General features: G+C 60.1%; 18 protein-coding genes. 14 read left to right on the top strand and 4 right to left on the bottom strand.

The window, feature by feature from the left end; translation table 11 throughout:
* Window positions 1–241 precede the first annotated feature (241 nt).
* Together J2Z75_RS19340 and J2Z75_RS19335 are read right to left on the bottom strand one after the other, a co-directional pair.
* On the bottom strand, window positions 242–538 hold the full coding sequence (locus tag J2Z75_RS19340; protein WP_209854411.1) for a PRC-barrel domain-containing protein: 297 nt from the start codon (window positions 536–538) through the stop codon (window positions 242–244).
* A gap of 138 nt (window positions 539–676) precedes the next feature.
* Window positions 677–1,525, bottom strand: a complete 849-nt coding sequence (locus J2Z75_RS19335; RefSeq protein WP_209854410.1) for a transglutaminase family protein — start codon at window positions 1,523–1,525, stop codon at window positions 677–679.
* A 301-nt stretch (window positions 1,526–1,826) separates the two neighbouring features.
* Here J2Z75_RS19335 and J2Z75_RS19330 point away from each other — a divergent pair, with 301 nt between their 5' ends.
* On the top strand, window positions 1,827–2,966 hold the full coding sequence (locus J2Z75_RS19330; protein ID WP_209854409.1) for an ROK family transcriptional regulator: 1,140 nt from the start codon (window positions 1,827–1,829) through the stop codon (window positions 2,964–2,966).
* Here the strand turns inward: J2Z75_RS19330 and katE are convergent.
* On the bottom strand, window positions 2,943–5,075 hold the full coding sequence (gene katE, locus J2Z75_RS19325) for a catalase (RefSeq protein WP_209854408.1): 2,133 nt from the start codon (window positions 5,073–5,075) through the stop codon (window positions 2,943–2,945). The two genes, J2Z75_RS19330 and katE, sit on opposite strands and share 24 nt — an antisense overlap.
* A 435-nt stretch (window positions 5,076–5,510) precedes the next feature.
* Between katE and J2Z75_RS19320 the strand changes: the two genes are divergently transcribed.
* The 3 genes from J2Z75_RS19320 to J2Z75_RS29290 all read left to right on the top strand — a co-directional run bounded on the left by J2Z75_RS19320 (window position 5,511) and on the right by J2Z75_RS29290 (window position 6,415).
* Window positions 5,511–5,744: a hypothetical protein gene (locus tag J2Z75_RS19320; RefSeq protein ID WP_209854407.1), complete on the top strand. Its 234-nt coding sequence runs from the start codon at window positions 5,511–5,513 to the stop codon at window positions 5,742–5,744.
* 162 nt (window positions 5,745–5,906) lie between these two features.
* Window positions 5,907–6,230, top strand: coding sequence for a hypothetical protein (locus tag J2Z75_RS19315; protein WP_209854406.1), 324 nt, complete (start codon window positions 5,907–5,909; stop codon window positions 6,228–6,230).
* A 5-nt stretch (window positions 6,231–6,235) separates the two neighbouring features.
* Window positions 6,236–6,415, top strand: a complete 180-nt coding sequence (locus J2Z75_RS29290; protein ID WP_234937453.1) for a hypothetical protein — start codon at window positions 6,236–6,238, stop codon at window positions 6,413–6,415.
* A gap of 456 nt (window positions 6,416–6,871) precedes the next feature.
* Here J2Z75_RS29290 and J2Z75_RS19310 read toward each other — a convergent pair whose 3' ends face one another.
* Window positions 6,872–7,960 carry an extracellular catalytic domain type 1 short-chain-length polyhydroxyalkanoate depolymerase gene (locus J2Z75_RS19310; RefSeq protein ID WP_209854405.1) on the bottom strand — a complete coding sequence of 363 codons (1,089 nt, stop codon included), beginning with the start codon at window positions 7,958–7,960 and terminating at the stop codon, window positions 6,872–6,874.
* Window positions 7,961–8,265: 305 nt separating this feature from the next.
* On the opposite strand from J2Z75_RS19310, the gene J2Z75_RS19305 reads away from it, so the two are divergent.
* From J2Z75_RS19305 to J2Z75_RS19260, 10 genes are all read left to right on the top strand, one after another.
* Window positions 8,266–9,450: a M20 metallopeptidase family protein gene (locus tag J2Z75_RS19305; protein ID WP_209854404.1), complete on the top strand. Its 1,185-nt coding sequence runs from the start codon at window positions 8,266–8,268 to the stop codon at window positions 9,448–9,450.
* Between the two features lie 300 nt (window positions 9,451–9,750).
* A complete protein-coding gene (locus J2Z75_RS19300) occupies window positions 9,751–11,334 on the top strand; it encodes an ABC transporter substrate-binding protein (RefSeq protein WP_209854403.1) in 1,584 nt (527 codons plus the stop codon).
* Between the two features lie 185 nt (window positions 11,335–11,519).
* Window positions 11,520–12,506, top strand: coding sequence for an ABC transporter permease (locus J2Z75_RS19295; RefSeq protein WP_234937452.1), 987 nt, complete (start codon window positions 11,520–11,522; stop codon window positions 12,504–12,506).
* Window positions 12,503–13,333, top strand: a complete 831-nt coding sequence (locus J2Z75_RS19290; protein ID WP_209854401.1) for an ABC transporter permease — start codon at window positions 12,503–12,505, stop codon at window positions 13,331–13,333. The genes J2Z75_RS19295 and J2Z75_RS19290 overlap by 4 nt, the downstream gene beginning before the upstream one ends.
* Complete coding sequence (locus tag J2Z75_RS19285; RefSeq protein WP_209854400.1) at window positions 13,326–14,933, top strand: ABC transporter ATP-binding protein; 1,608 nt, start codon at window positions 13,326–13,328, stop codon at window positions 14,931–14,933. Before J2Z75_RS19290 ends, J2Z75_RS19285 begins: the two co-directional genes overlap by 8 nt.
* 39 nt (window positions 14,934–14,972) lie before the next feature.
* A complete protein-coding gene (locus J2Z75_RS19280) occupies window positions 14,973–15,887 on the top strand; it encodes a homocysteine S-methyltransferase family protein (RefSeq protein WP_209854399.1) in 915 nt (304 codons plus the stop codon).
* 290 nt (window positions 15,888–16,177) lie between these two features.
* Window positions 16,178–17,014, top strand: coding sequence for a metallophosphoesterase family protein (locus tag J2Z75_RS19275; RefSeq protein WP_209854398.1), 837 nt, complete (start codon window positions 16,178–16,180; stop codon window positions 17,012–17,014).
* Window positions 17,011–18,174 carry an ABC transporter ATP-binding protein gene (locus tag J2Z75_RS19270; RefSeq protein ID WP_209854397.1) on the top strand — a complete coding sequence of 388 codons (1,164 nt, stop codon included), beginning with the start codon at window positions 17,011–17,013 and terminating at the stop codon, window positions 18,172–18,174. The genes J2Z75_RS19275 and J2Z75_RS19270 overlap by 4 nt, the downstream gene beginning before the upstream one ends.
* Window positions 18,167–19,081, top strand: a complete 915-nt coding sequence (locus J2Z75_RS19265) for a carbohydrate ABC transporter permease (RefSeq protein WP_327791276.1) — start codon at window positions 18,167–18,169, stop codon at window positions 19,079–19,081. The genes J2Z75_RS19270 and J2Z75_RS19265 overlap by 8 nt, the downstream gene beginning before the upstream one ends.
* Window positions 19,078–19,911 (top strand): carbohydrate ABC transporter permease, encoded by an 834-nt coding sequence (locus tag J2Z75_RS19260; RefSeq protein WP_209854395.1) that lies wholly within the window; start codon window positions 19,078–19,080, stop codon window positions 19,909–19,911. The genes J2Z75_RS19265 and J2Z75_RS19260 overlap by 4 nt, the downstream gene beginning before the upstream one ends.
* The last annotated feature ends 33 nt before the right edge of the window (window positions 19,912–19,944 follow it).

The raw sequence follows: 19,944 nt of genomic DNA, 5'->3' as shown, positions 1-19,944 counted from the left end.
GATCGTAGGGATGTCGAAACCGGGGACAATCTGATTTTAGCGCATACGACGGTCGAAGGCTTTCAACCGCGGAATTTCGCTCACAAGGTTATGGATCAGTCGCGCCATCGAGCCGTGTAAGAAGCTCCAGCTATTACACCGGCGCCACGAGGCGCAACAGTAGAGCGGCCCGACGACTCCCGTGATGTCTTTGGTCTTAAGAGCTTGGAAAAGCCCGGCACTGGGTGCCGGGCTTCGATATCTAGTGACGATGTTCAGGCATGTCCTTGAGCTGGTCTTTCGTCCAGCTCGTGACGGCATGGACATCGCCGTCCTCGTCTCGCATGAACTCGAGATCGGTGAGCGGAACTCCGACCGGCTTGGCTCCAATGCCGAGGAAACCGCCGACATCTATGACCGCTTTGCTAGCGGTACCCGTGCCATGGATATGATCCAACTTGCCGACCTTGTGGTCGTCGGCACCGTAGATCGTGGCGCCCTCAAGGATAGCAGGGGTGAGTTCGGCAGTGCCGAGGCGAACGTGATTGGTGTGATCCATTGACTGTTCCTCTCTGTCTGTGGAATTCAACTAACCCGGTCGAATGGTCGTTTGTTCCAACTTATTCTCCGGAGTGTGATGAGCCTCCGCAGATTTCAGGTCTTTCTTGCAGGGCGGTACGACGGTCCCGAAAGAAGCTTACCGCTCCGCAACCTTTACCGAGACCGCCAGACGGACGAAGTCGCTTGCCAAACCCATGTAACCGCCGCTGATAGGCATGATCTGGCTATTGCTCCGGGCAATGGCAACCGGGATGAGGGAGGCTTCTCCCACGCGTCGGTGGGTTGGATCGAAGGCAATCCAGCCTGCACCAGGCAGATACACCTCCGCCCATGCATGCGTGGAGCCACCGTCGTCGATGGGTGCTTGGGGATCGTAGACGTATCCCGAAACCGCCCTTGCGCCAAAACCCAGGTGTCGGACGGCATCGATGAACAGGGCTGCGATATCCCTGCAGGAGCCGCTGGCGAGTTCCAGCGTTTCCTGTGGCGACTGCGTGCCTTCTTCGTCCCGGATACGATACGTGACGCTGGTCAAAATCCCGGCATTGATATCCTTCAGGAGCGAAAGGGTGTCCGTTGGTCGGCTGAGCACGAATGTTTCCGCCCACTCGCTGACCCGCCCACCGATGGATGTCGCCACGGTGAATGCGCCAAGATCCGTCATGTCTTCGCTGGAATATGTGAACGGATAGGCGTGCGCGCCAGGATCGATCTTGAAGACCGGCCATGGGTCGGCCGTCTGTTCGACCACGGCGGTGCTGGTAATAGTCAATTCAGATGCATTCTGGGAAAAGGTGATCGTGGCAACGGTGTTGCCGAAGACGTCCTGTGACCAGTCGATCGATCCGGCCGGGGTGCAGTCAATTTGAAATGCCAACGTCCGGAGATGTTGGTCGTTGCGAGGCGACAGCATCAGCCGATGAGGGAGGAGGCCGACGTTCCGCGAGTATTCATAGCTCGTCCGATGAACGATCTCGAGTTTCATTTGGACCCTTCACGGTTAACGCCAGGCGGCGGAATTCTATCTGCAGCGTCTACAAGACGCAGAGTGGCACGACCAACCGCTTCTTGCGAACGGAAACCAACCAAGGGTCTCGCCGACATATATCGCCCATCCTTACCACCGTGCCTCTCGTTCCCACTGAAAACGGTTCGGCGGGTTCGGTATGGCACTGCGGCTTTCGCATGTCCCGACTATGGCGCCATCATCGGCCAAAATCTTTTTTGAAAACCATTTGACTAAATCGCGAGGCGCTGCCAATCTTCTGTCATTCGGAGAATTTGGCATGGCGTTGCGAGGCACCAATCAGGAAGCGGGAAGGCCGTATAACAGGCGGATCGTTCTGGAATCGATCCGCCTGCATGGACCCACGACCCGCGGCGACATCGCCAACAGGGTGGGACTGACGGTCCAGACTGTTTCGACGATCGTCCGGGAACTTGATGAGCAGGGCCTCATCCTTTCGGTGAAAGAGGAGCCTAAGGGGCGTGGCATTCCGCCCTCGACGCTGACCATCAATCCGGAGGGGGGGCTCGCCGTCGGTATCCACCTCACGCCGCTTTTTATCGAGGCGGCGCTGGTCAATCTTCTCGGGGATGTTGTCGAGAGCCGCCACCGCTACGCTTCGAACCCGATGCCGGACGAGGCATTCGCGCTGATCGGCGAGATGGTCATGGAGCTCAAGACAAGCCTCGGCAGTGGCAGACTGCTCGGCGCGGGCCTGGCACTCCCCGGGCCTTTCGACGTGGAATCCATGAGTTTCGTCGGCCCGACGACCATGACGGGCTGGAAGAATGTGGATATTCGCCAACGCCTGGCCGATGCGACAGGACTGCCTTCATTCATCGAGAATGATATGGCAGCGGCGGCCTTGGGCGAGCAGCTCTATGGTATTGGGCAGCAGCTTTCGGATTATTATTATCTCTTCTTCAGCGTCGGCCTCGGCGGCGCCATGATGCATGACGGTCTTGTGATGCGTGGAGCCTGGGGGAATGCGGGCGAAATCGGCCACATCCCCGCTGTGCCGGACGGCGAGCCTTGCCCTTGCGGGAACCGTGGCTGTCTTGAAAGATATCTTTCGCTCGATGCCTTCAAGAGGCGTGGGTTATCCGAGGCTGACTGGGTGCGCGAGATCGCGCCGATCTTCCGCAACGCGATCCGCACGATCGAGAACCTCTTCGATCCCGAGACCGTGGTGCTCGGCGGCCTGGCGCCGCAGCCGCTGATAGAGCAGCTTGCCACGCTCGTCGATGGGCTCAACAGTTCGATTTCCGCCCGCTCCAACCGCGTCCACCCGCGCGTCGTCGTGGCCAGCGATTGCCAGCATTCGGCGCTTCGCGGCGCAGCTGCGCTCGCCGTCTTCGGCGTCCTGTCGCCGCGCTATGGCCAGATGTTTGAAACTTCAGAGAAAGGGACCGCCGAATGACCCTACGGTCGGCTCACGTGCCCAGACGCGCAACTTGCCGACTTCTTCGAAGAACGCCGCAACCGACTCCTTATCTTTGAGTTCGATTGTGCCTTCGTCGAGGTCACCTGCAATGCCGGCCTTTTCCAGAAGCGGGATTGCATCCGGCACGTATCCGATGAACTTGCAGTGTGTGAATGCGTCGGCGACGAAATCCCGAGCCGTGGCTTCCTTGAGAAGGTCGGCAACGCCGTTGGTAGAAACAATCAGAGCAACCGCGTCGTAAAGAACGGATGGACCGCCATCGATCATCTGGTGCGCCTCAACCCAGCTGCCATCCGACATCGTTACACCGGCGACCTTGGGGGCAATGACTTCAAAGACCGCCTTCTGCTTCGTCAGATTGTCGAGCACGGCCGTGAACACCCGCACGTCCGCGCCATCGGTGGCGAGAATGCCAAGCTTGCGTCCCTCGAAACGCTTCGGTCCGCGCTCCACGATGCTGAGTGCCGGAGAGGGTTCCAGATCCTGTCGTGTCGGCATGGCGGCATCGGCGGGCTTCGGCATCGACTTGAACCCCAGGCCATGGGCAACCTTGCTTGCCAGCGCCTCGTCAATGTTCATCACATGCGAGACCATCCGCTCACGGATCGTCGGCGTCTGCACCTTTGAAAGCTCGAAGATCAGCGCGGCGGCGATATGGCTCTGCTCGGGCGGCGTCTGACTGATGAAGAACTGGCGAGCCTGGCTGTAATGGTCGGCGAAGCTTTCCGGCCGCAGCCGGACCTTCGGACCTTGTTCCTCGGCTGAAAAATGGCGGTATCCCTGCGCGGGTGACTCTCTTGGACCTTCGCCGAAGGAATTCGGCTGGTAGTTTGCGCGACCGACAGGGTTGCGCATGGCCATATGGCCGTCCTGCTGGAACGTGTGGAAGGGACACTTCGGCGCGTTGATCGGCAGATGCGTGAAATTCGGACCACCAAGGCGCTTCAACTGCGTGTCGAGATAGGAGAAGTTGCGGCCCTGGAGCAGCGGATCGTTGCTGAAGTCGATACCCGGCGGCACGTTCTGGGTCATGAACGCGACCTGTTCGGTCTCGGCAAAGAAGTTGTCCGGCATCCGGTCGAGTACGAGCCGAGCGACCGGATGCGGCGGCAAGATTTCTTCAGGAATAATCTTGGTAGGGTCAAGGATGTCGAAGTCAAAGCTGTCGGCGAACGCCTGATCGAACAGCTGAACCTGCAGTTCCCATTCGGGGAAATTGCCGGACTGGATCGATTGCCAAAGGTCGCGGCGGTGGAAATCAGGATCTGCGCCATTGATTTTGACCGCCTCGTTCCAGGCGACCGACTGCAGCCCGAGCTTCGGTTTCCAGTGAAACTTCACGAAGGTCGACTCGTCCTTGGCATTGACGAATCTGAAGGTGTGGACGCCGAATCCTTCCATGAATCGGAAAGACCGCGGAATGGTGCGATCCGACATGATCCACATCACCATATTCATGCTTTCGGGTGTCAGGCTGATGAAGTCCCAGAAGGTGTCATGCGCAGTCTGCGCCTGCGGGAATGCCCTGTCGGGCTCGGGCTTGGCGGCGTGAATAAGGTCGGGAAACTTGATAGCGTCCTGAATGAAGAATACCGGAATATTATTGCCAACGAGGTCCCAGTTGCCTTCCTTGGTGTACATCTTTACCGCGAAGCCGCGGACGTCGCGCGCCAGATCAGCCGATCCCTTGCTCCCAGCGACAGTCGAAAAGCGGACGAAGGCTGGCGTCCGTTCGCCGGCGCGCTGGAATAGGTCTGCGCGCGTATATGCGGCCAGGGATTCGTACGTCTCGAAAAAGCCGTGCGCCCCATAGCCGCGCGCATGGACGACCCGTTCAGGAATGCGTTCATGATCAAAGTGGAATATCTTCTCCCGGAAATGGAAGTCGTCGATGAGTGCCGGCCCTCGGGCACCCACACGCAGCGTGTTCTGATCATCCGCGACCGGTCCGCCTTGTGCGGTGGTCAGGACCGGCGCCCCGTCTTCGGCACGCTGATGCAGCTCGCCACCCTCACCACGATGAAGTTTCTGGTCATGGATCGTCGCGACGCTGGCAGACGACGTGGCGGTGGACTTCTTGGCCATGGAAGGTCTCCGGATTTTTAGGACGCTACAAACCAAAAGCAGCGACGGGAGATTTGGTTCCAACAAGGAGCAAATATCCCTGTGGCCCTCCGTCGATGGCCGCCGATCACCGAAGATTGCATGACTTCTGACTTCGCGCCGCCGTAAGGGGCATGACTCTCTCTCTCAAGGTCCCCACGATCCAGGTGTGGGCCCATCAACTGGCTATCTGCACGATGACCTGGGTTGTCCACAGGGAGGGAACTGCTGTGTTCAGCTATGACGCAAATCCAACAATCGCCATGTGATTGAGCCGCATAAGCTCTCAGCTTCAGACCTAAAATATTAGCAATTTCATTGAAGATCGATTTACCTTTCGATCCGTCTCAGCGGTGGCAGGCGTGGAACCGGGCGAGCGACTCACACATAAAAAGCCGTCAGCGAAAGGAGGACATGATGTCTAAAAACCTGCTGCGCCAGGCTATTGTATTGGCTGAAAATGTCACGCTCACCGTCGATCAAATGGAAGCAATGATCTTTTACCTTGATCGAAAATTGAAAAAGGCCCACGCCTCCTCTGCCCCTATTTCCATGAGCCGCTATAAAATGCGGCGATTACTGACTCGCGCCCTGCAGTTGCGAGCGGAGAAGCCAGACGCTGAGCATCACAAGCCTTGGAGCAGGCGGTAAGTTCACCAATTTCGAATTTGCCGAAGTGGAGTGTTCCCGTGGCCGACGGTGGCAGATTGCAGACGTCGGGAAAAGGGTTGGCGAAGTTGTGAACTTTGAAGGTCGTGGGGGAACATCTCGACACCCCAATGCGTTGCACAGCAAACAACGAAGGAGACCACCATGGCCGAATCCACAACGAACAACGATATTGAGTCTCTGCGCACCGAAGTCGCCCGGCTTACCAAGATTGTTTCTGCCCAGGGACAGCAGGCCTACAGCGACATTCGCCAGCGCGCTGCCAATGTCGTCGATGCTGCTGCACCTACGGCCCGCAAAGCAGCAAATGTTGCAAAAGCTGAAGGCAGCGCCATCGCACAGACAGCGCGCGACCATCCGACAGCGGCAGGGAGCGTCTTGCTGCTAGCAGCCGCGATCGGAATGGCCGTCGGCTACGTGCTGGGTGCAAGCTCACAACCAGAACCTCCCCGTCGCCGATACTGGTAGTCGGCATGCTGCAATCGAAGGGAAACCCACGTCGGCTTCGGCAGCCGCATTATACCTTCGACCAGTTCGCAAAAAAATACGGACTCTCGTCTGATGAGGCGAGAGTGCTATTCGCGAAGTTCGGGCCGTCGTCTGTCGAATTGGACTTGCTTATGAAGGCGAAGGGGATGCAACCGGTGAGGTAACGGTGTCAAATCGCCGTTCACGCATTCCATTCGCGTCGAAGCGATTGCTCCGATGCGCGTCGATCTAAAAAGCCAGTTGATCCTCTCGGGTCGATTGGCTTTTTGCTCTGTCGAGCAGGCTACGACTTTTTATGAGGAACGAATCCATTCATCGTGCGTTTCGACAATTAGTGATTGAAAGGAACCCGTCATGAACCGAATTATCTATATCGTTGGACTCGTCGTCATCGTCATCGCTATTTTATCGTTCTTCGGACTGCGTTAAAAAGCGAGTAGCAGCAGGAAAGTCCGTAATTATTGATCATGTCTTCTTTCGATTTTCAAATATGGTCCGATTTCGACATTGAACACAGGCGGCCTCAACCACGCTGATAGCCTATGAATGCAACGTGACTCACGGCGTATTCCTTGGTGCTCGAGGGCCGTCTGGTCAAAGATCGGCCGCTTCGCCGGCGTTCATTTCATAAGGCCCGCTGCCCGAAGGGCTTTCTCGATCGTCTGCTGGATTCCCCCTTTTCCTGAAGGATACGGGGATTGAAAGGTACTGGCGGGCTGCTCGTACGACTTTCCGGAATCAAGATTCACCCGTTTTTCGAACGATGCGATCAAACCCCAGGAGCGGGCGATATGCTGGGTCGAGGAGATGCCGGCATCCAGCATATACGGGCCAGCCGTGCCATAACCCGACGAGGCATCGATCGGCGTCCCGTGCCCCATCCCTCCGAGCTGATAGAGCTCAAGGGCTTCGCGCCCGTCCTTACCTCTCCAGACGATTTTTTGATGGCGATCGATCCCTTCGGTTGCGGGCTGGTGTTCCACCTCATGCACACCGCGCCACTGTTCGATAATCGCGACAGCGTTCGCGGGAACGACCGTGTGGTCTTTGGTGCCTTGCCAGACAGAGATCGCCGGCCATGGTCCGTCATGCCTGGAAGCAGACCGGAGAAGCGCCTGGAGACCATCCGTTCCGGGCAGCCCGTGGCCACGCATGCGGTCAAATGCTTCGGGAACCGTCGTCGCAGTAGCGTAAGGAAGGCCCGCAATGATTGCGCCACCTGCGAAAAGCTCCGGATGCGTTGCGAGCATGACATTCGCCATCGCTCCACCTGCAGACAGCCCGGTGATGAAGACGCGGCTTCGATCAATGTCGTAACGCGCCGTCACCGTTTCGATCATTTGACAGATGGAGAATGCCTCTCCTTGATCGCCCCGGATATCGCCGGGTTCGAACCAGTTGAAACACATGTTGGCGTTGTTGCTTCGGGTCTGCTGGGGGAACAGCACGGCGAATCCGTAGTCGTCGGCAAGGCGCGACCAGCCGGAGCCATTGTCATACGCGCTGGCCGTCTGAGTACACCCATGAAGGACGACGACCAGCGGCGCGCGCGGCATGAGCCCCTTTGGGATGTGAATTTTCGCCTCGAGGGCACCCCGGTTGGAACCGAACGGTCCGAGATCGGTCAGCCTGTCATCGAACAGCGGAGAGGAACCGTGGGCCGAGCGCAATTTGCCCAGTCTTTCAATCGTGTCGGAAATGGATCGCATCTGGTACTCCTGGCGGCATTAGGCGAGAACCGCCCGATCCCCAACGCAGCATGCGTCAGAAGGTTGCTGCATCGCACAAATAATTAATGGCAAAGCTTTTGTTGTTTGTCCGTGACCTGGCGGCCGATACGGAACTCGTTGCCTCCTTGGTTGGTTGAAGGCCGATTGTGAACCAAGCCTCTGATTTGGTACACCTTCCACAATGCCTTTCCTGAGCAATCTTCATCCCTTATATGCCTTGACGTCAGACCATCTCCCGCATGCAGCGCGCTCCGCTTGACGCTCGTATTTGTAAGGACACCAACATGAACTCCCATTTAAATGACCTCAATAGCCTAGTTCAGCACCTTTCCTCACAGATTGAAGCGCATCTCATCGGTATCCGCCGCGACATTCATGAGCACCCCGAAACCGGATTCGATGTCGAGAGAACAAGCGGTGTCGTCGCGCGTGAACTGGCAAGCCTCGGCATCGACCACGTGACAGGTGTCGGGCGCACTGGCGTCGTCGGCTTCATCGCGGGTGGAGCGCCGGGGCCGACGCTTGTCATTCGCGCCGATATGGATGCGCTTCCCATCGAGGAGCAGACCGGCCTGCCTTTCGCCAGCCGTAACGAGGGCAAGATGCACGCCTGTGGTCACGACCTTCACACGGCGACGCTTATCGGTGTGGGAGCCGTCTTGAAGGAGATTGCGCCGCGCCTGAGCGGCAACATCAAGCTGATGTTCCAACCGGCCGAAGAAACGCAGGAGAGCGGTGCCGCCGCCATGATCGCCGATGGCGTACTCGACGGCGTCGACTTTGCGCTCGGTTTCCACAATCACCCCGACGAGCCGATCGGCAGCTTCAGTTTCGTCGAGGGGATCTCCAATGGGTCGTCCGACGAATTCGACATTACCGTTCACGCCGCATCGGGCCACGCCGCACGCCCGCATATGGCCATCGACCCTGTTGTCGCGACCGCGCAGCTGATCACCCAGCTCCAGACGATCGTTTCGCGAGAGGTCGATCCGATGCGGCCGGCCGTCCTGACGATCGGTTCCATCCATGGGGGCAATACTCACAACATCATCCCGGATTCGGTTAGCATCATGGGCACGGTGCGCTGCCAGGATCCGGCTTCGCGCGATGTCATCGAGGCGGCGCTGCGACGCGTCTGCGCGGGGCTTGAGGCTTCTATGCGGGTACGGTGCGCGATAAACTACGTGCGCGGCGTGCCATCGCTGGTTTCCGACGACCGCCTTTTGAAAACGACGATGGCGGCCATCCGCGACCATTTCGGCGACGTCATCCAGAAGCGTGAGGCGAGCCTTGGAGCGGAAGACTTCGCACTGGTGGGCGCCAGGGTTCCAGCCTTTCAGCTCGGCGTCGGCGCCTCGCAGGAAGGCCGCAACGACCGGCTGCACAATTCCGATTACCAGCCGGACGAGCGCTGCATCGGCAACGGCGTCGTAGCCCTGTCGCTGGCGGCGGCAAGACTGCTGTCTTAGAGCTATGCTAAAATCGGCTATCGCAGTCACCGTCTTGACCCATAGACTCAGTCTATTGGCCCATCGTCAAGGCGCGCTGATGGCGCCTCCCGACCAGTCGAGGCATTCTTAACTGTCCGCGATGATCGATTTGGTTCGAACCCGCATTTTCTTCCCCTTCCTAACGGATTTTTAGAAGGAATTTGCGCGATTGCGAGACAAGAAACCCATAGAAAATTTGCGACAATGACCGCCCGGAAGCCAGCGTTGCGGGTGCCGGAATGCCAGACATCATGCAACCATGCCAAGGACAGATCAGTTATGCCGTCTCATAAGACAATCTCCAACATCCTGCAGCCTACACGCCGGCAGCTTCTGCAAAATGCGGGCCTCCTCTCCGCAGCACTTTCCGCTGGCGGCCTGATGCTGCCCGGCTCGGCCGGCGCGCAGGCGGCAACGCCGGTCAAGGGCGGCCACCTTATCCTCGGCCTCGATACGGCCTCGAGCTCGGACAGGCTGGACCCGGCTTTCTACACAGAAGCCTACATGTATACGGTTGGTTTCCAGCTCTTCAACACGGTTCTGGAGCTCGGACCGGATGGCAAGCTCATCGGGGCTCTGGCCGAGAGCTGGGAAGCGGCGACGCCCGATGCCAGCAAATGGGTCTTCAAACTGAAGAAAGGCATCCAGTTCCACAACGGCAAGGAGCTTGTCGCTCAGGATGTCGTCTACTCGCTCAATCATCATCGTGGCGAGAAAAGCAGCTCTGGGGGCAAGGGTCAGCTGCTTGCGGTTACCGACATTCAGGCCACGGATACCCACGAAGTTACCGTAACGCTGAGCGCAGGCAATGCCGATTTCCCGGCTGCACTCGTCGATTATCACATGGGCATCGGCCCTGATGGGGGCGACTTCGACAAGGGCATCGGCACCGGCGCCTTCATTCTCGAAGACTTTCAGCCCGGCGTTCGCGCCCTGACCAAGCGCAATCCGAACTACTGGGCATCCGACCGCGCCCATGTCGACTCGGTCGAAACCATTGCGATGAGCGATGCGACGGCGCGCATGGCAGCCCTTCTCAGCGGACAGGTTCATATCATCAACCGCGTCGAACCCCGCGCATTGAACCTGCTGAGCTCTCGCCCCGGCGTACAGATCCTGCGCTCGCAGGAAAACACCATGTTCTGCTTCCCCATGCGTGTCGATGCAGCACCTTACGACAACGTCGATCTGCGTCTGGCGCTGAAATATGCGATCGATCGCGAAGAGCTGCAGAAGAGCCTCCTCGTCGGCACCGGCGCCATCGGCAATGACAATCCGATTGCATCCTGGAACCCCTACTTCGCCAAGGACATTCCGCAGCGCGCCTATGACGCGGACAAAGCCGCCTTCCATTTCAAGAAGGCCGGCTCGCCCGGCGGCATCCAGCTCAGCGTCTCCGACAACGGCTTCCCGGGGTCCGTCGATGCCGCCCAGCTCTTCCAGGCGTCGGCCGCCAAGGCCGGTATCACGATCGATGTCGAGCGCGTGCCCTCCGATGGCTACTGGGACGAAGTGTGGCTGAAGAAGCCTTTCGTTGCTTCCAACTGGTCCGTGCGCCCGACGGCGGATGCCATGCTATCGCTGATCTTCCAGTCGGAAGCGCCATGGAACGAGACCGCCTGGCGGGACGAAGCCTTCGACAAGCTTTTGGCAGCAGCCCGCGTCGAGCTGGACGAAACAAAGCGCAAGCAGATCTACCACGACCTGCAGGTCAAGCTGGTGGACGAAGGCGGCGAGCTTATCCCGCTCTTCGTCGACAATCTGGCAGCCGCATCCGAGAAGGTCGGCGGTTATGTTCCGGTGCCGGGCGGCGGCGATCTCAGCGGCTACCGCATTGCCGAGCGCGCCTGGCTCAACGCCTGACCCGACACGAAGGCAACACAATCATCGTCCCCGGACGACGATCCGGGGGCAGCCTATTTTCGCCACCCGGCAGCTAAACCGTTGCGTCGCGGCTAACTTCGCGATAGCGCCATTCGTTAAATCTCGACAACAGACAGATGGGCGGCCCGCCGTTGGCTGACGGAATCGACACAGAAATACAGGCGATGAGCCCTTTACCGGCACAAAAGACGAGCGGCAACAGCTTGTGGTCGCTGCTCGTCAAGCGGCTCCTGCTCGGGCTGTTGCTCTTGTGGGCGGTGTCGCTCGTCATCTTTGCCGGAACGCAGATCCTGCCGGGCGATGTCGCGACCTCGATGCTCGGCCAGCAGGCAACGCCGGAAGCGGTGGCGAGCATCCGCAAGGAACTCGGTCTCGAACAGCCTGCACCTATCCGCTACGTCAAATGGCTGGGCGCCGCCGTTACCGGCGATTTCGGTCGCAGCTACAGCAACCGGCAGGACATCGCCAAGAGCATTGCGCCGCGCCTCAAAAATACGCTGTTGCTGGCGGCGATGGCCGCCGTCATTGCCGTGCCGCTGTCGATCCTGCTGGGGATCCTTTCCGTGCTCTACAACGGCACCTGGGTCGACCGAACCATCGGCCTGGTCACCCTCAGCGCGATATCGCTTCCCGAATTCTTCGCCGGCTACCTGCTCATCGCATATTTTTCCGTCGCCCACTTCTGGCTTCCGAGCAGTGCCACCGTTTCCGACGCCATGCCGATTGGACAGCGGCTCGTCGTCATGTTGCTTCCGTGCCTGACACTGGTGCTCGCCGTTCTCGGGCACATGATGCGGATGACGCGCGCGGCCCTCCTCAACGTCATGGCTTCCCCTTATATCGAAACAGCTCTCCTCAAGGGGCTGCCCTGGTGGCGTATCGTCTGGAAGCATGCGCTGCCCAACGCCTTGTCGCCAATCGTCAATGTCGTGGCGCTCAATCTCGCCTATCTCATCGTCGGCGTCGTGGTGGTGGAAGTGATCTTCGTCTATCCCGGCATGGGGCAGTACCTGGTGGATCACGTGGCAAAGCGTGACGTACCCGTCGTGCAGGCTGCAGGCCTGGTTTTTGCGGCCGTTTATATCCTGTTGAATATTGTTGCCGACATGGTCTCCGTTCTCGCCAATCCCCGGCTGAGGCATCCGCGATGAAAAATCTACCGCCCCTTACGCCCATGGCGCTGATAGGTCTCGTCGGTGTCGCCGCTTTTATCGTGCTGGCGGCATTTGCCCCCTGGCTCGCGCCGCATCCGGTTTCCGAGGTGGTCGGCGGCGTCTGGGACGTGCCCTCCGCCGATGCGCTGCTGGGGACCGACAATATCGGCCGCGATCTGTTCTCGCGCCTCGTCTGGGGTGCGCGGGTCACATTCGTCATCGCAGCCCTTTCGACCGCCATCGCCTTTCTCATCGGTGTCTCCCTCGGTTTCTACGCAGCAGTTCGGCGCGGCTGGATCGATCAGATCCTGTCGCGGCTGAACGATCTCATGATGGCAATCCCAACGCTGATCTTTGCGCTCGTCGTGCTCGCCGTCCTTCCGAAGAACATGGTGGTGCTGGTGCTTGTCATGGCCACTCTCGAGGCGACGCGCGTCTTTCGCGTCAGCCGGGCGATCGCCGCCGATCTCGTCGGGCTGGACTATGTCGAGGTGGCGCGGCTTCGCGGCGAAAGCTGGAGCTGGATCATCGTTCGGGAGATTTTGCCAAATGCGCTCTCGCCACTTCTGGCCGAACTCGGCCTGCGTTTTGCTTTCGCCATTCTCTTCCTCTCGACCCTCTCCTTCCTCGGCCTTGGCGTGCAGCCGCCGATCGCCGATTGGGGCAGTTTGGTGAAGGAAAATAAGGATGGATTGCTGTTCGGTATCTTCGCCGCGCTTATTCCGGGCGCCGCGATCGCTGCTCTGGTCATTTGCGTCAATCTTGTGGTGGACTGGATACTCCGCAAGACGACCAGCCTGAAGGGCGCACGCCGCAATGGCTGACATCCTGCTGAAAGTCACCGATCTCGAAATCAAGGCAGGCGATGCGACGATCGTCGACAAGGTTTCGTTCGATCTGCAAAAGGGTCGTGTCCTTGGCCTGATCGGCGAATCCGGCGCGGGCAAGTCGACCATCGGGCTGGCTTCGCTCGGTCATAGCCGCGACGGCCTGCAGATCACAGGCGGACAGGCGGAACTGAACGGCCGCGACATCCTGCACTTGTCAAAACGGGATACGCGGCTCCTGCGCGGGGCCGCCGTCACTTATGTCGCCCAGTCGGCGGCAGCAGCCTTCAACCCGGCGCACCGGCTGATCGATCAGGTGATCGAAGCCACGCTCTGGCATGGCCTGATGAGCCGCGCGATGGCGATCGAACGCGCCAAAGAGCTCTTCGCCCTGCTCGGCCTGCCGGATCCGGAAAATTTCGGCGACCGCTATCCGCACCAGGGATCCGGCGGCCAGTTGCAACGTGCCATGACCGCGATGGCGCTCTGCCCGCATCCGGAACTGATCGTCTTCGACGAACCGACCACCGCGCTCGACGTGACCACGCAGATCGAGGTGCTGGCTGCGATCAAGCAGGCAATCGCCAAGACCGGCACCTCCGCACTCTACATATCCCACGATCTTGCCGTCGTCGCACAGGTCGCCGACGACATCCTGGTGCTGCGCAACGGCCGGATGGTCGAGCGCGGCTCGGTCGACGATATCTTCAATGCGCCGAGGGAAGACTATACTCGGCAGCTCGTTTCCATGCGCCAGTCCGAAAAGCCGGCCCGGGAACAGGCGCGCGACAGTCTTTTAAGCATCAAGGGAATAGAGGCTGGCTACATACCGGGCATACCCGTTCTCCAGGATGTGAGCCTTGATCTCGGCCGTGGCGAAACGCTTGCGGTGGTCGGCGAATCCGGTTCGGGGAAATCGACACTGGCGCGCGTCGTCACCGGCCTGCTTCCGGCCTCTTCCGGAACCTTAAGCTTCGACGGCAAGGAACTGGCAAACGGGCTTGCCGCGCGCACACCGGAGACCCTGCGCAATATCCAGATCGTCAACCAGATCCCTGATCTTGCCCTCAATCCGCGCCAGACCGTCGAGGCGATCCTGTCCCGGCCGCTGGCTTTCTATTTCGGCCTGAAGGGCGCCGCGCTCCAAAGCCGCGTGGCCACGCTGCTCGACCAGATCGAGCTTCCCCACAGCATGCTCGGCCGCTATCCGGCCGAACTGTCCGGCGGACAAAAGCAGCGCATCTGCATTGCCCGCGCACTTGCGGCCGATCCCAAGCTGATCATCTGCGACGAACCCACGTCGGCGCTCGATCCGCTGGTGGCAGAAGGCATTCTCGATCTCCTGATGCGCCTGCAAGCCGAGGTGGGCACATCCTATCTGTTCATCACCCATGATCTTGCCATCGTGCGGGCGATCGCCGATACGGTCGCGGTCATGCTCGGTGGCAAGGTGGTGCGGTATGGCCGCAAGGCCGAGGTTCTAGCGCCGCCCTTCGATCCGTATACTGAAAAGCTGGTCGCCTCGGTCCCGGAAATGCGCCCGGGCTGGCTGGATGAAGCGATCGCCCGAAGGCCCTCTCCAAGGCGAAGCAGCTAAGACTTTTGACGACACGATGACAAAGCAAGGAATGATGGAATGGCACGGCGTGGACTGATTCTGGACGGCGGCACCGGCCGCGAACTCGAGCGCATCGGCGCGCCTTTCCGCCAGCCGGAATGGTCGGCGCTTGCATTGATGGAAGCGCCGGACTTCGTCCGCACGGTACACGACAATTATATCGGCGCCGGTGCCGACGTCATCACCACCAACAGTTACGCCGTGGTTCCCTTTCATATCGGCGATACTCGTTTCGAGGCCGACGGCGAGATGCTCGCGGCCCGCGCCGGACGCATTGCGCGCGAGGCTGCCGACGCCGCGAAGGATCGGGAGATCCTCGTCGCAGGCTCATTGCCGCCCGTTTTCGGTTCGTATCAGCCGCACCTTTTCAATCCGGAACTGGTCGGACGCTATCTCGGCGTCCTGGTCAAGGGTATGGCTCCGTTTGTCGATCTCTGGCTCGCAGAAACACAGAGCAGCCTTGCCGAGGCGCTTGCCGCCCATGAAGCGACCAAGGCGACCGGCAAGCCGCTGTGGGTCTCCTTCACCCTGCGCGACGATATTACACCTTCCGACATGCCCGAGCCATTGCTGCGCTCGAACGAAACCGTCAAGGCTGCCGCAGAGCTTGTCGCAGTCCTTGGCGTCGAGGCCATGCTGTTCAACTGCAGCATGCCGGAAGTCATGGAGGCGGCGATAGCAACCGCCAAGGCAACATTCGAAGCGCTAGGCACCGATATTCAGGTCGGCGTCTATGCCAATGCCTTTCCATCCCAGCAGGATGACGAGGAAGCCAATGCCGCGATCACCGAAGTCCGCACGGACCTTGATCCCGGCGCCTACGGCCAGTGGGCAAAGCGCTGGGCCGCTTCCGGCGCCAGCATCATCGGCGGCTGCTGCGGTATTGGCACCGACCACATACACGCGCTTTCGCACGAGTATCGTTGCTTCTGAATCGAAGCGTGTCGGGTGATCATCACACGTGGCAAGCCTGCCGGCAGACCGCTTGCCATGGGCAATCCTGTCCGGTTCGATCTCGGACATCCGCATGTTGGCGACGCCGTTTCGGGGAAATCGCAGTGCCGGCAAGGTTCCCGGCCGCCCATTCTGACACTTATGCGACAAAGCTGAAAACTGGCTGAAAACCCCCGTCAATCGACTGACATGTACGCACTCTACAGAGGCTGCGAAAGCGCCAGGACACGATCCCTGGCGCCGTTGCAAGGCGATGCGGAGTACGCACCATGAAGATCATCCAGATTACCGATACCCATCTCAGCCCCAGCAAGCCTCATTTCAACGGCAACTGGGAACCGCTTGCGGCCTGGGTCAGGCAGACGGGGGCGGATCTCGTCATTCATACCGGCGATCTCACAGTTGACGGCGCCGATCAGGAAGACGACATCGCCTTCTCGATGGAACTGATGCGCCAGCTTCCGATGCCGGTGCTGATCGTGCCGGGAAACCATGATGTTGGCCATCTGCCGGGTTCCGACCAGCCTGTGGATGCCGACCGGCTGGAGCGATGGCGCCGCCTGGCCGGACCTGACTATTGGGTTTCGGACCATGACAACTGGCGGCTGATCGGGCTGAACAGCCTGTTGTTCGGCCATGGCGATGCGGAGGAAGAGACGCAGTTCTCCTGGTTGGAGGAGGTGTTGGCGGCCCGCGACGGCCGGCGCGTCGCGATCTTTACCCACAAGCCGCTGTTCGTCGATGACGCGCAAGAAGGCGATACCGGTTACTGGAGTATCCGCCCTGCCCCGCGCCAGCGTCTCTACGATCTGCTTGCAGCGCATGATGTGGCGCTTTTCGCCACTGGCCATCTGCATTGGGCCTGGAAAGGCGCATTCGAGAACACCGCACTCGTCTGGGGGCCGTCATCGGCCTTCATCATCGACAAGCTGGAGCGGGAAATGCCGGGCGAGCGGGTGGTCGGCGCCGTCATCCATACGCTCAGTGAGAATGTATCGAGCGAGATCGTCCCGCTGCCCGAGTTGACGCCCTATTTCATCGACGAGGTAATCCACGAGGTCTATCCGCGCACTGTCACCAAACAGGTGTCGGAGGCGGCGCAATGAGCGTTTTCTCGCTGCGCGACATCAGAAAATCCTTTAACGGAAATGCGATCCTGAAAGGCGTGTCGCTCGAGGCCGAAGCCGGTGAGTTCATCGCGCTGGTCGGCCCGTCCGGCTGCGGCAAGAGCACGCTGCTGCGCATTGTCGCCGGTCTCGATCATGCCGACAGCGGCGAAATCCGCATCGGCGACCGGGAAATGTCGCAGCTTACCGCTGCCGATCGCAACATCGCCATGGTGTTTCAATCCTATGCGCTCTATCCCCATCTGACTGCCGGCCAGAATATCGCCGTGCCTCTGGCCATGCGCAAGCTGACCGGCATGCAGCGGCTGCCGTTCATCGGTAGCCTGCTGCCGGGCCAGCGTCAGGTCTGTGCCGATATCCAGCGGCAGGTCCAGACCATGGCCGTGTCGCTGAAGATCGATCATCTGCTTGATCGCAAGCCCGGACAGATGTCGGGCGGCCAGCGCCAGCGGGTGGCTCTCGCCCGCGCCATGGTGCGCAATCCGAGCGTGTTCCTGATGGACGAGCCGCTGTCCAACCTCGACGCCAACCTGCGCGTCCATGCCCGCGGCGAAATTGTCGATCTGCATCGGCGTGCCGGCGTACCGACGCTTTATGTGACGCATGATCAGTCCGAGGCCCTGTCGATGGCCGACCGGGTGGCGGTGATGATCGGAGGCAATCTGCTGCAACTGGCAGCACCGCAAACGATCTACGACGATCCGAGCCATATCGAGGTCGCCCGTTTCATCGGCCAGCCGCGCATCAACCTGCTGCCAGGCAAGAAAGATGCGCATGGCATTGTCCAGTTCGGCGCATTGCGTCTGGCATCGCCGTCTGATGCAGTAAGTGATGCGAGCGTCACACTCGGCGTTCGCCCGGAATTCGTGCGGCTCCGTGCCGAGGGGCAAGGCGCACTGGCCGCCCGGGTCGAACGCCTGGAGTTTCTGGGATCCGAAGTCATCGTGTTTGCCAAGCTCGCAGCCATCGGCGAGACCATGCTTGCCAAGGTCATACCCGGCGAAGTGCGCGGACTTGTTGCCGGCCAGGCGATCGGCCTCGACATGGACCCGGCGCACGTCATGCTGTTTGCCGAGGATGGCCGCCGCCTGCCGGCGACACCGGTTTCCGCCGTTCTGCGGGAGACCGCCCGTGGCTGATATCGCACTGTCTTTCTCCGCCGTCGAAACGGCAGGCCGGCGCGAAGCGCGGACGGCCTGGCTGCTCGCCTCGCCCGCCATTCTGCTCATGCTGCTGTTCATCGTGCTTCCCACCATCGCCGTGATCGTGCTTGGCTTTACCGATTTCGAACTCGGCTATGGCAGCTTCCGTTTCGTCGGCCTGGAAAACTATGCCGAACTGATCAGCGACCGGACCTTTCGCCGCTCATTGTGGAACACCACCGTCTACACGGCGATCGTCACGCCGGTGTCGATCGTTCTTGGTCTCGGCATTGCGTTGCTGATCGAATCCGAGCCCCGCGGCCGCGACTTTTTCCGCACGGTCTATTTTCTGCCGGTCGCCTCGCTGCTCGTTGCCATGGCGACGGTCTGGCAATACCTGTTCCATCCCAGCATCGGCCCGCTCAACACCTTTCTCGCGCTCTTGGGCATTTCCGGCCCGAACTGGCTCGGGGCCTCCAGCACGGTGATCTACGGCCTTTCAATCATCGGCATCTGGCAGTCCGTCGGCTTCAACATGGTGCTGTTTCTGGCTGGCCTCACCGCCATTCCGCGCGAACTCTATTCGGCGGCCGAGGTTGATGGCGTCAAATCTTCCATAGACCGCTTCCGTCTCGTCACCTGGCCGATGCTCGGGCCGACCACGCTTTTCGTCACCACCATCAGCGTCATCAACTCGGTCAAGGTGTTCGAAACGGTCAAGACCCTGACCGAAGGCGGACCGAACAAGGCATCGGAGGTGCTGCTGTGGACCATCTATCAGGAAGGCTTCGTCTTCCTCCGGGTTGGCTACGCATCGGCGATGACCGTCGTGTTTCTTGCCATCCTCGTCGTCCTAATGGTCCTCCAGTACCGCTTCCTCGACCGCCAGGTGCATTACACATGACCCAGACGCTGACCCTCGGACGGTTTTTCCGGCTCTCGCTGCTCTCGCTTGGCGCCCTGATGTTCCTCGCGCCCTACATTTTCATGGTCTCGACGGCCGGCAAGGACCAGAGCGAAATCTTTTCCGCCTCGTTGTCGCTGATCCCGCAGCACTTCGCCTATATGGCCAATTTCACCAAGGCGCTGACACGGGTGTCGATGCAGAACCTGCTGCTCAACGGGGTGATCGTCTGCGGATTGATCCTCGTGCTGCAGGTGGTGGTGGCAGTGCCCTGCGCCTATGCCTTGGCCAAGCTGAAATTCGGCGCGGCGCGCTTCATGATGGCGCTGGTGATGCTCGGACTGCTGGTACCGATCCATGCGACCGCGCTGCCACTCTATGTCGCCTTCGACAAGCTGTCGCTGCTCAACAGCTATACGGCACTTGTGGCACCGTTCTCGATCTCGGTGTTCGGTATTTTCCTGTTCCTGCAGTTCTTCCGCGCCATGCCGGACGACCTCATCCACGCCGCCCGTCTCGACGGCATGTCGGAGGCTGGCATCGTCGCACGGGTGATCGTACCCAATGCCTGGCCGGCGGTCACGGCCTTTGCCATCTTCTCGGTGGTCGCGCATTGGAACGACCTGTTCTGGCCGCTGATCGTCGTCACCAACCAGTCTTACGCGACGCCGCCCCTCGGGTTGCTGTTCTTCCGGGCGGCCGAGGCCGGCGACGACTACGGCGCGCTGATGGCCGCCACTCTCATCATCACCCTTCCCCTCGTCATCGCCTTCCTGCTCGCGCAGAAGCGCTTCGTCGAAGGCATCACCATGACCGGTCTCAAAGGCTGACCGGTCGAAACCCAAGCCGTAACTCCCAACCGT

Origin of the sequence: Rhizobium herbae (assembly GCF_017873135.1) — a bacterium.
GTDB classification, from domain to species: domain Bacteria; phylum Pseudomonadota; class Alphaproteobacteria; order Rhizobiales; family Rhizobiaceae; genus Pararhizobium; species Pararhizobium herbae.
The sequence above is the reverse complement of the archived record's forward strand: the minus strand, read 5'-3'. Positions and strand labels throughout refer to the sequence as shown.

Bases quoted from the DNA above. Each gene is read 5' to 3' on its own strand.
- J2Z75_RS19335 (WP_209854410.1), bottom strand. From the start codon at position 1,525: ATGAAACTCGAGATCGTTCATCGGACGAGCTATGAATACTCGCGGAAC.
- J2Z75_RS19320 (WP_209854407.1), top strand. From the start codon at position 5,511: ATGTCTAAAAACCTGCTGCGCCAGGCTATTGTATTGGCTGAAAATGTC.
- J2Z75_RS19310 (WP_209854405.1), bottom strand. From the start codon at position 7,960: ATGCGATCCATTTCCGACACGATTGAAAGACTGGGCAAATTGCGCTCG.
- J2Z75_RS19340 (WP_209854411.1), bottom strand. From the start codon at position 538: ATGGATCACACCAATCACGTTCGCCTCGGCACTGCCGAACTCACCCCT.
- J2Z75_RS19285 (WP_209854400.1), top strand. From the start codon at position 13,326: ATGGCTGACATCCTGCTGAAAGTCACCGATCTCGAAATCAAGGCAGGC.
- katE (WP_209854408.1), bottom strand. From the start codon at position 5,075: ATGGCCAAGAAGTCCACCGCCACGTCGTCTGCCAGCGTCGCGACGATC.
- J2Z75_RS19275 (WP_209854398.1), top strand. From the start codon at position 16,178: ATGAAGATCATCCAGATTACCGATACCCATCTCAGCCCCAGCAAGCCT.
- J2Z75_RS19270 (WP_209854397.1), top strand. From the start codon at position 17,011: ATGAGCGTTTTCTCGCTGCGCGACATCAGAAAATCCTTTAACGGAAAT.
- J2Z75_RS19305 (WP_209854404.1), top strand. From the start codon at position 8,266: ATGAACTCCCATTTAAATGACCTCAATAGCCTAGTTCAGCACCTTTCC.
- J2Z75_RS19290 (WP_209854401.1), top strand. From the start codon at position 12,503: ATGAAAAATCTACCGCCCCTTACGCCCATGGCGCTGATAGGTCTCGTC.
- J2Z75_RS19295 (WP_234937452.1), top strand. From the start codon at position 11,520: ATGAGCCCTTTACCGGCACAAAAGACGAGCGGCAACAGCTTGTGGTCG.
- J2Z75_RS19300 (WP_209854403.1), top strand. From the start codon at position 9,751: ATGCCGTCTCATAAGACAATCTCCAACATCCTGCAGCCTACACGCCGG.
- J2Z75_RS19280 (WP_209854399.1), top strand. From the start codon at position 14,973: ATGGCACGGCGTGGACTGATTCTGGACGGCGGCACCGGCCGCGAACTC.
- J2Z75_RS29290 (WP_234937453.1), top strand. From the start codon at position 6,236: ATGCTGCAATCGAAGGGAAACCCACGTCGGCTTCGGCAGCCGCATTAT.
- J2Z75_RS19330 (WP_209854409.1), top strand. From the start codon at position 1,827: ATGGCGTTGCGAGGCACCAATCAGGAAGCGGGAAGGCCGTATAACAGG.
- J2Z75_RS19260 (WP_209854395.1), top strand. From the start codon at position 19,078: ATGACCCAGACGCTGACCCTCGGACGGTTTTTCCGGCTCTCGCTGCTC.
- J2Z75_RS19315 (WP_209854406.1), top strand. From the start codon at position 5,907: ATGGCCGAATCCACAACGAACAACGATATTGAGTCTCTGCGCACCGAA.